Raw genomic sequence first — 13,888 nt, 5'->3', positions numbered from 1 at the left:
AGGATATAACCCGCGATGAGCAACTTCCTGTTCACCTCCGAATCGGTTTCCGAAGGCCATCCGGACAAGGTCGCCGACCAGATTTCCGACGCCGTCCTCGATGCCATCCTGGCCCAGGATCCGCGTGCGCGCGTGGCCTGCGAGACCATGGTGAAGACCGGCGTGGCCATCGTGGCCGGCGAGATCACCACCAGCGCCTGGATCGACCTGGAAGCGCTCACCCGCAAGGTGATCGTGGACATCGGCTATGACTCCTCCGAGGTGGGCTTCGACGGCGAGACCTGCGGCGTGCTCAACCTGATCGGCAAGCAGTCGCCGGACATCAACCAGGGCGTGGACCGCAAGAAGCCGGAAGAACAGGGCGCGGGCGACCAGGGCTTGATGTTCGGCTACGCCACCAACGAGACCAAGGACTTCATGCCGGCGGCGATCTACTACTCGCACCGCCTGGTCGAGCAGCAGGCCAAGGTCCGCAAGAAGAAGAACTCCCCGCTGCCGTGGCTGCGCCCGGACGCGAAGAGCCAGGTCACCCTGCGCTACGAAGACGGCGTGGCGACCGCCATCGACGCCGTGGTGCTGTCGACCCAGCACGATCCGGACGTCAAGCAGAAGGACCTGGTCGAGGCCGTGCGCGAGCACATCCTCAAGCCCGTGCTGCCGGCCAAGCTGCTGCACAAGGGCACCAAGTTCCACATCAACCCGACCGGCAAGTTCGTGATCGGCGGCCCGGTGGGCGACTGCGGCCTGACCGGCCGCAAGATCATCGTCGACACCTACGGCGGCTGGGCCCGTCACGGCGGCGGCGCGTTCTCCGGCAAGGATCCGTCCAAGGTGGACCGCTCGGCCGCCTACGCGGCGCGCTACGTGGCCAAGAACATCGTGGCCGCCGGCATCGCCGACCGCTGCGAAGTGCAGGTCTCCTACGCCATCGGCGTGGCCGAGCCGACTTCGATCTCGGTGACCACCTTCGGCACCGGCAAGATCGCGGACGACAAGATCGAGAAGCTGATCCGCAAGCATTTCGACCTGCGCCCGTACGGCATCATCAAGATGCTGGACCTGATCCATCCGATGTACCAGCAGACCGCCAGCTACGGTCACTTCGGCCGCTCGCCGTACGAAGTGAAGGGCCCGGACGGCAAGACCTACACCGCCTTCTCCTGGGAGAAGACGGACAAGGCCGAGGCGCTGCGCGCCGATGCCAAGCTGAAGTAAGCGGACCTTCGCGTTCGCTTGAGGAAACGGGCCGCGCGAGCGGCCCGTTTTCGTTGGGGCAGCCGCGCAACGGCTACAATAGGCGGATGTCCCTGATCCAACTCCAGCGTGTCGACTTCAGCGTCGGCGGCCCTCTCCTGCTCGAACACGTCGATCTGTCGATCGAGGCGAACGAGCGCGTATGCATCGTCGGCCGCAACGGCGAAGGCAAATCCACCCTGCTCAAGCTGATTGCCGGCGACCTGAAGCCGGACGACGGCGAGCTGCGCCTGCAGGCGGGCACGGTCGTCGCGCGCATGGCGCAGGAAGTGCCGCAGGACACCGCCGGCAGCGTATTCGACGTGGTCGCCGCGGGGCTGGGCGACCTCGGCCAGTTGCTGGCGCGCTACCACCACCTGCTGGCCGAGCATGACTTCGACGCGCTGGGCGACGTGCAGGCCCAGATCGAGGCACGCCACGGCTGGGACCTCGACCGTCGCGTCAACGAGGTGCTGCTGCGCCTGGAATTGCCGTCCGACACCGACTTCGCCGCGCTCTCCGGCGGCATGAAGCGCCGCGTGCTGCTGGCCCAGGCGCTGGTGCGCAAGCCGGACGTGCTGCTGCTGGACGAGCCGACCAACCACCTGGACATCGAAGCGATCGGCTGGCTGGAAGGCTTCCTCAAGTCCTTCGCCGGCAGCCTGATCTTCATCACCCACGACCGCTCCTTCCTGCGCTCGCTGGCCACGCGCATCGTGGAGATCGACCGCGGCCAGCTCACCAGCTGGCCCGGCGACTACGACAACTACCTGCGCCGCCGCGAGGAACGCCTGCACGCCGAGGCGCAGGCCAATGCGCTGTTCGACAAGAAGCTGGCCCAGGAAGAAGTGTGGATCCGGCAGGGCATCAAGGCCCGCCGGACCCGCAACGAAGGCCGCGTGCGCGCGCTGAAGGCGCTGCGCCGCGAGCGCGCTGAGCGGCGCGAGCTGGGCGGCAATGCCAGGATCACCCTGGCCAATGCGCAGGCCTCGGGCAAGAAGGTGATCGAGACGCGCGGCGTACACCAGGCCTACGGCGGCCGCGTGCTGATCGACAGCCTCGACACGGTGATCATGCGCGGCGACCGCGTCGGCATCGTCGGCCCGAACGGCGCCGGCAAGAGCACCCTGCTGAAGATTCTGCTCGGCGAACTGCAGCCGCAGCGCGGCGAGGTGATGCTCGGCACCGGCCTGCAGATCGCCTACTTCGACCAGCACCGCACCCAGCTCAACGACGCACTCAATGCGCTGGACAACGTCGCCGAAGGGCGCGAATACATCGAGCTCAACGGCCAGCGCAAGCACATCATCGGCTACCTGCAGGACTTCCTGTTCTCGCCCGAGCGCGCCCGCGCGCCGATCACCCGCCTCTCCGGCGGCGAGCGCAACCGCCTGCTGCTGGCCAAGCTGTTCGCGCAGCCGTCCAACCTGCTGGTGATGGACGAACCGACCAACGACCTGGACGTGGAAACGCTGGAGCTGCTGGAAGAGCTGCTCACCGAGTACCAGGGCACCCTGCTGCTGGTCTCGCACGACCGCGAGTTCCTCGACAACGTGGTCAGCAGCACGCTGGTGCTGGAGGGCGAAGGCAGGGTCGGCGACTACGTCGGCGGCTACAGCGACTGGTTGCGGCAGCGGCCGGCGGCGCGTGCGATCGAAGTAGCGCCCACTCCCGCGACGCCCGCCGGGACGCCGCGCGCGCCGGAAGCGGAAAAACCCAAACGCAAGCTCAGCTACAAGGACCAGCGCGAGCTGGAGCAGCTGCCGGCGCGGATCGAGCAGCTGGAGACGGAAGTGGCCGAGCGTTCGGCGGCGATGAACCAGCCGCAGTTCTATCAGCAGGACAACGCGGCGATCCAGCGGCATAACGATGCGCTGGCGAAGATTCAAACGGAGCTCGAGGTGGCTTACGCGCGCTGGGCCGAGCTGGAAGGCTGAGCCCAAGCCGACGTAGGTTGGGGTGAGCCGCAGGCGAACCCCAACAGGCACACGCCTCGCAACGTTGGGGTTCGCCTGCGGCTCACCCCAACCTGCGCCGGGCGTTTGTTCAGTGCTCTTCGCGCTTGGCGCTCTGCATCAACCGGTCGGTCCACGCGATGCCGATCGCCGACACGATGAATACCAGGTGGATGATGGTCTGCCACATCACGCCTACCGGGGTGAGCGCGGCGCACTTCAAGGCGTTGCCGGGACCGTTCTCCGCAATGCTGGCCAGCATCTCGGCCGAGCAGAACGGCAGCCCGGTCAGCGCACCGGCGGCGATGAACGTCTTCAGCAGGTGGATCGAGGAGATGCCGATGATCGCCATCGCCAGCTTCACCTTCAGCACCGAGGCATTCACGTGCGACAGCCACTCCGGCTGGTCGGGATGATTCTCCAGGCGCAGCCGCGACACGAAGGTCTCGTAGCCGCCGACGATCACCATCACCAGCAGGTTGGAAATCATCACCACGTCGATCAGGCCGAGCACGATCAGCATGATCTCCTGCTCGCCCAGCGAGGGTGCCTTGTGGATCAGGTGCCACAGCTCCTTGGCGAACAGGAATACGTAGACGCACTGCGCCGCGATCAGGCCCAGGTACAGCGGCAGCTGCAGCCAGCGGGAGCCGAAGATCAGCCAGGGCAGCGGACCGAGGCGGGGACGGGACGAGGAATCGTGCATGGGGAAACAAGCTCGCAGCGGAAAAGTAACCAGCCTAGCCATCACGCAAGAACTTGCGCAAGCTCCCGGCGGGCCTTTCAACCGGTGTTCTGCAAGCCCTGCGACACGCCGTTGACGCAGGCCACCAGCGCCCGCAGCAGCGCATCGTCCTCGCTGCCGCCCGCGCGCCAGCGCCGCAGCAGGTCCACCTGCAGCAGGCTCATCGGATCGATATAGGGATTGCGCAGGCGGATCGACACCTTCAGCTTCGGCGCATCGCGCAGCAGTTCGTTGGCGCCCTTCAAACGCAGCACCCAGCGCGTGGTGCGCTCGAATTCCTCGCGGATCAGCGCGAAGAACGGTTCGTGCAGGTCGCCCGCCAGGCGCGAGAACGCCTCGGCGATATCCAGGTCGCTCTTGGCCAGCACCATTTCCACGTCGTCCAGCATGTTGGCGAAGAACGGCCAGTCGCGCGCCATCTCCGCCAGCGCCTCCTCGCCATAAGCCTGCGCGCCCTGCTCCAGCGCGGCACCCAACCCGTACCAGCCGGTGATGATCGAGCGGCACTGGGTCCAGGCGAATACCCATGGGATCGCGCGCAGGTCCTGCACGCCGCGCATGCTGCGGCGGCGCGCGGGACGCGAGCCCAGGGTCATGCGCTCGATCACGTCGATCGGCGTGGCACTGCGGAAATACTCGATGAAACCGTCGCGATCGATGAAGGCGCGATAGGTCTTGCGGCTCGCCGCCGCCAGCTGGCCCATGCGCTCGCGCCACACCGCCTCGCGCTCGTCCTGCTCGCGCGGACGCAGGCTGGCGCGCAGCACCGCGCCCACCGTCTGCTCCAGGTTGCGCAGCGCCAGCGCGCGGATGCCGTACTTGCGATGGATCACCTCGCCCTGCTCGGTCACGCGCAGCACGCCGGCCACCGAGCCGCGCGGCGAGGACATCAGCGCCGGCGCGATGCGCGCGCCGCCGCGGCTGGCCGAGCCGCCGCGGCCGTGGAAGAAGGACAGACGCACGCCGGCCGAGTTCGCCACCTCCAGCAGTTCCACCTGCGCACGCTGCAGGCCCCAGCGCGAAGCGAGCGTGCCGCCGTCCTTGCCGCTGTCCGAATAGCCCAGCATCACCCACTGGCGGCCGCCGCGTTGTTCGAGATGGGCACGGTAGACCGGGTCATCGAACAGGGCGCGCAAGGTCGCCGGCGCATTGGCCAGGTCGTCCACGGTCTCGAACAGCGGCGCCACGTCCAGCGGCACGCGGTCCGCATCCGCGACCAGACCGCCATGCCGCGCCAGCGCCAGCACCGCGAGCACGTCGGCGGCGGAGCGCGCCATGCTGATGATGTACAGGCCCACCGCGTCGCTGCCGTAGCGCTTGCGCGCATCGCGCATGGTGGCGAACACCGCCTTCAGCGATTGCGCACCCGCATCGTCGCTGTCGGCAAAGGAACGCTCGCCGCTTGCATACGGCTGCAATGCCGCCGCGCGTGACGCTTCATCGCGCTCCGGCCACTCCGCCTCGCCGAACAACGCGGCCAGCGCATCGTCATGCACGCGCGAATCCTGCCGCACATCCAGCCGCGCCAGATGGAAGCCGAAGCTGCGCACGCGCCAGATCAGTCGCTGCACCGCGTAGGCGCCGGCATGCAGGCCGCGGTGATCGATCAGGCTGTCGGCGATCAGCTGCAGATCGGCCAGCAGATCCTGCGGCGAGGCATAGGCTTCCGGATGGTCGTCATCATGCGTGGCCTGCAGGCGCGCCTGAACCACGGCGAGGAAGGCGCGGTACGGCATGTCCGCATGGCGCGGGCGTACCTGCGCGGCGGCTTCGGGAAAACGCTGGCGATAATCGGCAAGGCGCCTGGCCAGGCCGTCGTCGACGCCGATCCGCCCCTCGGTCTGGCTGAGCAGGCGCGCGAGGCCGGCGATGTCGTCGATGTAATGCTCCAGCACATGCGCGCGCTGCGTGGACAGGCTGGCCGCGATGGTATCCGCGCCGACATTGGGATTGCCGTCCATGTCGCCGCCCACCCAGGTGGCGAACGACAGCACGCGCGGCAGCGCCACCGCCACGCCGTAGACCTGCTGCAGGGCATCGCCCAGCGATTCGTACAACGCGGGCACGATGCGGTAGATCGGATTGGCCAGGTAAAAGCCGACGTGATGGTGCTCGTCCTGCACGCTGGGCCGCACCGGCGAGGCTTCCGCGGTCTGCCAGGCGGACGACAGCGCCATGAAGATGCGGTCGTCGTCCTCCTTGCGTTCCTGCGGCGTGCGGCTGGGATCGAAGTTGTCGATCAGCGCGCGCACGATCGCCTGTTCCTTCTCCAGCAGCGAGCGGCGCATCGCCTCGGTCGGATGCGCGGTGAACACCGGTTCCACCCGCAGCCGCGCCAGCCATTCCAGCAGCTCGCCCGCGCCGACGCCCTGCTCCTTCAGGCGGCCCAGCGCATCGAGCAGCGATTCGGGCTGCGGCGCGCGATCCTCGCGCTGGTAGTCGCGGCGGCGGCGGATGCGATGCACGCGCTCGGCGATGTTGACCGCCTGGAAATAGGTGGCGAAGGCGCGCGCCAGCGCCTCGGCATGCGCGGTCTCGACGCCGGTCAGCAGTTCGGCCAGCAACGCCAGCGGCGCGCCTTCATGGCGGCGCGCGATGGCCGCGGTGCGCACGCGCTCGACTTCATCCAGGAAGGCCGGCGCCACCTGCTCGGCCAGCATGTTGCCGACCAGGGTGCCGAGGCGGCGGACGTCTTCGCGCAGGGGGGCATCGTGGGGAGCGAACTCGGGACTGCGCGGCTGGGTCATCGGAGCTACGTCGGCGGATGTCTGGACGTCCAAGACTACCCCGAACGAACGGCTTTTTGTGCAGCGCCGCATGAGCTCGTAAAGTTGCGTGTGAAACGAATAAGCCGGCGTAGGTTGGGGTGAGCGCAGCGAACCCCAACGTGGCGTTCGGGCGTAAGGTCTGTTGGGGTTCGCTGCGCTCACCCCAACCTACGCCGTTGCCTGGCTCTCAATGTGCGGGCTGTTTCAGATACCGCTCCAGCCAATCGTTCGACTCCGCCAGCATCTGCATGATCGATTCGCGCGCCCGATAGGCATGCGCTTCGTTTGGCAGCAGCACCAGCCGCGCGGTGCCGCCCAGGCCCTTCACCGCCGCGTACAGGCGCTCGCTCTGGATCGGGAAGGTGCCGGAGTTGTTGTCCTGCTCGCCGTGGATCAGCAGCAGCGCGTCCTTGATGTGGTCGGCGTAGTTGAACGGCGACATCGTGTTGTACACGTCCTGCGCCTGCCAGTAATTGCGCTCCTCCGATTGGAAGCCGAACGGCGTCAAGCTGCGGTTGTACGCACCGCTGCGCGCGATGCCGGCCTGGAACAGCCGCGTATGCGCGAGCAGGTTGGCGGTCATGAAGGCGCCGTAGGAATGGCCGCCCACCGCAATGCGCCCGCGCTCGGCCACGCCGCGGCGCACCACTTCGTCCACCGCCGCCTCGGCGCTGGCGACCAGCTGCGGCACGTAGGTGTCGTTCGGTTCCTTGCTGCCTTCGCCCACGATCGGCACGGAGAAATCGTCCAGCACCGTATAGCCCATCGCCAGGAAGGCCTGCGGCCCCCAGTAGCTGATGCGGTTGAAACGGTACGGCGAGTCGGTGACCTGCCCCGCCGCATCGGCCGATTTGAACTCGGTCGGATAGGCCCACATCAGCATCGGGCGCGGGCCGTCCTGCTTCGGGTCGTAGTGCGGCGGCAGGTAGAGCGTGGCGGTGAGCTCGACGCCGTCCTTGCGCTTGTAGCGGATCTGCTCCTTCTTCACGTCCTTGAGCTGCGGCGTGGGATGCGGGAAATGCGTGAGTGCACGCGGCGCGGCGGCGGAAGCCAGTTCGCGTACATAGAAATTCGGCGTTTCGGTGGGCGATTCGCGCGAGGTCAGCGCACGCCGCCCTTCGGCATCGAGCAGCACCTGCGGCGCTTCGTAGTACGGCGCCTGCGAATGGAACAGGCGCTCGCTCTTGCCGCTGTCGAGGTCGACCTTGTCGACGAACGGACGATCGCCTTCCGGCGAAGCACCCTTGCCGAGCCGGAAGATGCCATGCCCGTCGGCGGCCACCAGCAGGCGCTGCTCGCCGCGTTCGTCGATGGCGGTGGCCGGCAGGCCCGGATCCTTGTAGCGATCCTCGGAAGAGCCTTCGCGCAGCAGCTTCGGCGCCAGCTCGGGATGGTCCGGCGCCACGCGCCATTCCTTCACCTTGCGCGTCTTCCACCAGAACTCTTCGACCAGCGCCAGCTCGCCATTGCCCCAATAGGCGCCGGCATAGCGGCTGGCGAGCTTCGCCAGCACCACGGGCTCCTGCGCGAACGGGGCCGCCTGCATCTTCACCAGGTCGCGCACCTCGGCCTGGCGCGCCGGATCGCCGCCATCCTGCGCCTCCGCCCAGACCAGGGTGGCCGGTGCGTCGCCGCGCCAGTCGATGTCGCGCACGCCGGTGCGCACCGCGTCGTTGCCGGTGGGCAGGCCATCGACCAGCGGCTGGCGGGCGATCTCCTTGACCGGCTTGCCGTCGAGATCCAGCACCTCGATGCGGCGCGGGAAGTTCTCCACCGGCACCGTGTAGGAGAACGGCCGCTCGACCCGCTCGCGCAACACATAGCGGCTGTCCGGCGAAGGCGCCAGCGACAGGGTGAGCGCGGGCTCGCCGAGCTTCGTCACCTTGCCGTCCAGGTCGACCAGGGCGGCCTGCGCGCGCAGGTAGTGCTCCAGCAGGCGCGCATCGTCCTCGTTGTGCAGCAGGTCCTGGTAAGTGGGGGTCGCCTTCACGCCGCCACCGGCCTTGGTTTCCTGCGCGTTCGGGCCGGTCGGAATGCCGCCGCCGGCCGGCGCGTCGCCCTGCCCCTCCGGCCGCAGCTGCACCAGCAGGCGCTGGCTGTCGGACAGCCAGCGATAGCCGCGGCCGGCCACGGTATTGAGCGGCATCCCGGTGAGGCGGCGCGCGCTGCGCGCAGCCACGTCCACGACCCATAGTTCGTTGCGGCCAGACTTCGCGTCCACCTGGTTGAAGGCCAGGTAGCGCTGGTCCGGCGACCAGCTGGTGGTGGCGATCGACAGCGGCGCGGGCAGGCCCTGCAGGCGCAGTTCCTTGCCGCTGGCGACGTCCTGCAGCCACAGGTCGGTGCCGAAGGAGAACTTGCTTTGCGCGTAAGTGCGCGGGTTGATGCGCAGGCCGGCGAGCTTCAGCTCCGGCTGCGCCACCACGTCGATGCCGGGCAGCGCCGGGCTCTGGATCAGCGCCAGCAGGTCGCGGTGCGGGCTGATCGACAGCTGCGGCGGGCGCGGCGCGTCGACCAGGGCCTGCAAGGGCGCGGGCGGCAGCCGATAACCGCCGGTGGCCGCGGCCGGCGCCGGCGCGGCCTGCGGAGTGCGGGCGGAGGTGGCCAGCGGCAAGGCGGCCAGCAGGAAGCCAACGAGGGCGAGGCGCCGGAGCGGACGGTTCATGGGCAGACGATCCCTGTTCGAAGAATTTTGCGACCTTAGCCGCCCGGCGCCGGCCGGGCCTAGGCCATCCGTCACGGTTCAGGCCGCTGCGGATGCCTTGCCTGACGAATCCCGAACGCCTCAGCCGCTATACTTGCAAGCTCCCGTCGAGGGGCGCTGCGACCGTGGCTGTGCCGATCCCACCCAAGGTGAGGTCCGCGCAAGTCCGGCCAGGCTCGGCGGTTTTCATTGTCAAACGGCGCCCGGTCAACCGATGCGGCATTCCTGCCGCACAAACTTCCGGAGCCACACCATGAACGCAGTCAGCAAAGAAGCCGCCGGCCAGGACTTCAAGGTCCGCGACATCGCCCTCGCCGAACTGGGCCGCCGCCGCATCCGCATGGCGGAAGAGGAAATGCCCGGCCTGATGCAGATCCGCGCCCGCTACGCCAAGGAGCAGCCGCTCAAGGGCGTGCGCCTGTCCGGTTCGCTGCACATGACCAAGGAAACCGCGGTCCTGATCGAGACCCTGAGCACCCTGGGCGCCTCGGTGCGCTGGGCCTCCTGCAACATCTTCTCGACCCAGGACGACTGCGCCGCGGCGATCGCCGCCGCCGGCATCCCGGTGTTCGCCTGGAAGGGCGAGACGCTGGAGGAGTACTGGGACTGCACGCTGGACATGCTCACCCACCCCGGTATGCAAGGTCCGGAGCTGATCGTCGACGACGGCGGCGACGCCACCCTGCTGATCCACAAGGGTCTGGACATGGAGAACGGCGACGACTGGGTCAACACGCCCAGCGGCAACCATGAGGAACAGGTGATCAAGGACCTGCTCAAGCGCACCGCCAAGGAGCGTCCCGGCTTCTGGAAGAAGGTCGCGGCCGACTGGAAGGGCGTCTCCGAGGAGACCACCACCGGCGTGCACCGCCTGTACCAGATGATGGAAGCCGGCAAGCTGCTGGTGCCGGCGATCAACGTCAACGACTCGGTCACCAAGAGCAAGTTCGACAACCTGTACGGCTGCCGCGAGTCGCTGGCCGACGGCATCAAGCGCGCCACCGACCTGATGGTCGCCGGCAAGGTCGCCGTGGTATGCGGCTACGGCGACGTGGGCAAGGGCTGCGCGCACTCGCTGAAGGGCTTCGGCGCGCGCGTGATCGTCACCGAGATCGACCCGATCAACGCCCTGCAGGCGGCGATGGAAGGCTTCCAGGTCACCACCGTGGAAGACACGCTCGGCATGGCCGACATCTACGTCACCACCACCGGCAACAAGGACATCATCACGCTGGAGCACATGGCGGCGATGAAGAACAACGCCCTGGTGTGCAACATCGGCCACTTCGACAACGAGATCCAGATCGACCGCCTGAACGGCGCCAAGGACGTGTCGCGCGAGACCATCAAGCCGCAGGTCGACCGCTACACCTTCGCCAAGACGGGCAACAGCATCTACATGCTGGCCGAAGGCCGCCTGGTGAACCTCGGCTGCGCGCACGGCCATCCGAGCTTCGTGATGTCCAACAGCTTCTCCAACCAGACGCTGGCGCAGATCGACCTGTGGAAGAACAAGGACGTCTACCAGAAGACCGTGTACCGCCTGCCCAAGCAGCTGGACGAGGAAGTCGCCCGCCTGCACCTGGAGCAGATCGGCGTGAAGCTGACCAAGCTCACCCCGGACCAGGCCGCCTACATCGGCGTGCCGGTGGAAGGCCCGTACAAGCCGGACCACTACCGCTACTGAGCGGCGGTCCAGCTGCAACGAAAAGCGCGCGGTGCGAACCGCGCGCTTTTTTGTGCCTTGGCATTAGCCCCTCTCCCACCGGGAGAGGGGTTGGGGTGAGGGTACGGGCAGAGTGCGGCACCTCACTCCGCCCGTACCCTCATCCGGCTGCCGCCACCTTCTCCCGGAGGGAGAAGGACTTCATCCTGGAAGATTGATTCACATATATCGCTTCATCGCGACCAAGAGATATATAATCGCCCGCATTCCTCATCGAGAGCCCCGCGATGCCGGCCATCAGCTTCGAATTCTTCCCGCCCAAGACCGACGAACAGCGCGAACAACTCGACCGCACCGCCCGGCTGCTCAAGGGCCGCGGACCGGACTACGTCTCGGTGACCTTCGGCGCCGGCGGCTCGACGCTCAGCTACACCGGCGAGACGGTGGCCCGCCTGCATCGCGAGCACGGCCTGGACGTGGCGCCGCACCTGTCCTGCATGGGTGGCACCCGCGCCGAGATCGCCGAACTGCTGGACGGCTATCGCGCCGCCGGCTACCGCCGCCTCGTCGCGCTGCGCGGCGACCTGCCCTCGGGCATGGCTTCGCCCGGCGACTTCCGCTACGCCGCCGAACTGGTCAGTTTCATTCGCCAGCACAGCGGCCGGCATTTCCATATCGAAGTGGCGGCCTATCCGGAAACGCATCCGCAGGCCGACGATGCGCTGGCCGACCTGCAGCACTTCAAGGCCAAGGTCGATGCCGGCGCCGACGGCGCGATCACCCAGTATTTCTACAACGCGGATGCGTACTTCCGCTTCCTGGACGACGTGCGCCGCCTGGGCGTGGAAGTGCCGGTGGTGCCGGGCATCATGCCGATCGGCAATTTCTCGCAGCTCAAGCGCTTCTCCGATGCCTGCGGCGCGGAGATCCCGCGCTGGATCGCCAAGCGCATGCAGGCGCACGGCGACGATGCCGAAGCGATCCGCGAACTGGCCGCCGACGTCGTCGCGCAGCTGTGCCAGCGCCTGCTCGACGGCGGCGCGCCGGGGCTGCACTTCTACACGCTCAACCGCGCCAAGGCGACGCAGGCGGTGCTGGAGCGCCTGTCGATCTAAGCGCGTATCGATCAAGCGCGGATTCGAACTTCCAGTCAGGCCGCGCGGGTTATCCTGCGCGGCATGCGTCTCTTCATTGTTGCTTCCGCACTGCTCGTTTCCTGCTGGCTGCTGCCCGCTCCCGCCACCGCGCAGGAGGGCGTGCATCGCTGCATCGGCCCCGACGGCACGCCGCTGTTCACCGACCAGCCCTGCGCCGCGCTGAAAGCCACGCCGGTGCAGGCGGCTCCCAAATCCACGACCGCTCCCGCACCCAATACGCCGCCGTCGGCACCGCCGCCGATCCTGTGCGCCTCCACCGTCGCCGAACTGCGCCAGAGCGTCACCGACGCGTTCGCCACGCGCGATCCCAACCGCCTCGCCGGCCTGATGCTGTGGGAAGGCGCCGGGCGCAACGCGGTGGTCGCCGATATCCGCACGCTGAGCGCGCTGATGAAGCGCCCGCTGCTGGATTTCGGCGAACAGAACGCGGCAGACCAGGCCGCCGCCGATCCCGACGCAGCGCCCGCCGAGCATCCCGCCGCGCCGCCGGAACACCAGCTGGTGGTGCATACCGCCGCCGACGACGGCAGCGGTGTGCCGCGGGAAACGCGCTTCGACATCGTGCGCCGCTCCGGCTGCCTGTGGCTGCGCAGCGCCGGTTGAGCCGCCGCCGGCGAGCGCATTCGAACGGGCGCTTGAACAGGTGCAAGCCGGCTGAAAGATGAGCCCGCCCCGCAGCGGTTATCATGTCGCTCATTTTTCGGAGAATCGACATGGCGCAGCAGTATCCCGAATGGATCTGGCAGAACGGCCAGATCAAGCCCTGGCGCGAGGCCACCACGCATGTGATGTCGCATGCGCTGCATTACGGCTCGTCGGTGTTCGAGGGGATCCGCAGCTACGCCACGCCCGACGGCGCCGCGATCTTCCGGCTGACCGACCATCTCAAGCGCCTGTACCAGTCGGCCAAGATCTACGACATGGTGCTGCCCTATTCGCAGGACCAGATCGCCGCCGCCTGCCGCGACGTGATCAAGCAGAACGGCCTGGGCGCCGCCTATCTGCGCCCGGTCGCCTACCGCGGCCTCGGCGGCTTCGGCCTGTCGGCGGAAACGCCGATCGACGTGGCGGTGGCCGCGTGGCCGATGGGTCCGTACCTCGGGCCGGAGGCGCTGGAAAGCGGCATCGACGCCTGCGTGTCGAGCTGGCAGCGCTTCGCGCCGAACACCATTCCGGCCGGCGCCAAGGCCGGCGGCAATTATCTTTCCGGCCAGCTGATCGCGCGCGAAGCGCGCCGCCTGGGCTTCGGCGAAGGCATCGCGCTGGCCAATACCGGCCTGCTCAGCGAAGGCGCGGGCGAGAACCTGTTCCTGGTCTTCGACGGCGTGCTGCACACCACGCCGGCCAGCGCCTCGATCCTCACCGGCATCACCCGCCACACGCTGATCACGCTGGCACGCGAGGACGGCATCGAGGTGATCGAGCGCGACATCCCGCGCGAGTACCTGTATCTGTGCGACGAGCTGCTGATGTGCGGCACCGCCGCGGAAATCACCCCGATCCGCTCGGTCGACGGCAAGAAGATCGGCTCGGGCAAGGCCGGCCGCGTGACGCGCCGGATGCAGGAGCTGTTTTTTGGGCTGTTCAACGGCAAGACCAATGACCAGTGGGGTTGGCTGGAGCCGGTCTGATCCGGCGACAGCCGACGTAGGTTGGGGTG

At 67.9% G+C, this 13,888-nt stretch carries 9 protein-coding genes and 1 riboswitch; of the genes, 6 read left to right on the top strand and 3 right to left on the bottom strand.

Going from position 1 to position 13,888, the window contains the following annotated elements:
- Positions 1-15: 15 nt before the first annotated feature.
- Positions 16-1,215: a methionine adenosyltransferase gene (gene metK / locus BM172_RS15035; protein ID WP_026633755.1), complete on the top strand. Its 1,200-nt coding sequence runs from the start codon at positions 16-18 to the stop codon at positions 1,213-1,215.
- Between the two features lie 86 nt (positions 1,216-1,301).
- Positions 1,302-3,170 (top strand): ATP-binding cassette domain-containing protein, encoded by a 1,869-nt coding sequence (locus BM172_RS15030; protein ID WP_026633756.1) that lies wholly within the window; start codon positions 1,302-1,304, stop codon positions 3,168-3,170.
- 109 nt (positions 3,171-3,279) lie between these two features.
- Here BM172_RS15030 and BM172_RS15025 read toward each other — a convergent pair whose 3' ends face one another.
- From BM172_RS15025 to BM172_RS15015, 3 genes are all read right to left on the bottom strand, one after another.
- Complete coding sequence (locus BM172_RS15025) at positions 3,280-3,894, bottom strand: TIGR00645 family protein (RefSeq protein WP_026633757.1); 615 nt, start codon at positions 3,892-3,894, stop codon at positions 3,280-3,282.
- Positions 3,895-3,971: 77 nt separating this feature from the next.
- Complete coding sequence (gene ppc / locus BM172_RS15020) at positions 3,972-6,680, bottom strand: phosphoenolpyruvate carboxylase (protein WP_026633758.1); 2,709 nt, start codon at positions 6,678-6,680, stop codon at positions 3,972-3,974.
- A 208-nt stretch (positions 6,681-6,888) separates the two neighbouring features.
- Entirely contained in the window at positions 6,889-9,366 is a 2,478-nt protein-coding gene (locus tag BM172_RS15015; protein WP_035322400.1) for a S9 family peptidase, read from the bottom strand.
- Positions 9,367-9,508: 142 nt separating this feature from the next.
- Positions 9,509-9,617: riboswitch (S-adenosyl-L-homocysteine riboswitch) on the top strand.
- Positions 9,618-9,658: 41 nt separating this feature from the next.
- Between BM172_RS15015 and ahcY the strand changes: the two genes are divergently transcribed.
- The 4 genes from ahcY to BM172_RS14995 all read left to right on the top strand — a co-directional run bounded on the left by ahcY (position 9,659) and on the right by BM172_RS14995 (position 13,859).
- Positions 9,659-11,092, top strand: a complete 1,434-nt coding sequence (gene ahcY, locus BM172_RS15010) for an adenosylhomocysteinase (RefSeq protein WP_026633760.1) — start codon at positions 9,659-9,661, stop codon at positions 11,090-11,092.
- Positions 11,093-11,358: 266 nt separating this feature from the next.
- A complete protein-coding gene (gene metF / locus BM172_RS15005; protein WP_026633761.1) occupies positions 11,359-12,186 on the top strand; it encodes a methylenetetrahydrofolate reductase [NAD(P)H] in 828 nt (275 codons plus the stop codon).
- Positions 12,187-12,249: 63 nt separating this feature from the next.
- Entirely contained in the window at positions 12,250-12,831 is a 582-nt protein-coding gene (locus BM172_RS15000) for a DUF4124 domain-containing protein (RefSeq protein ID WP_051548346.1), read from the top strand.
- Between the two features lie 110 nt (positions 12,832-12,941).
- Positions 12,942-13,859: a branched-chain amino acid transaminase gene (locus BM172_RS14995; protein ID WP_026633763.1), complete on the top strand. Its 918-nt coding sequence runs from the start codon at positions 12,942-12,944 to the stop codon at positions 13,857-13,859.
- The last annotated feature ends 29 nt before the right edge of the window (positions 13,860-13,888 follow it).

The organism is Dyella marensis (assembly GCF_900112865.1).
Taxonomy (GTDB): Bacteria; Pseudomonadota; Gammaproteobacteria; order Xanthomonadales; family Rhodanobacteraceae; genus Dyella_D; species Dyella_D marensis_A.
This window is presented reverse-complemented; position numbering and strand designations above follow the sequence as displayed.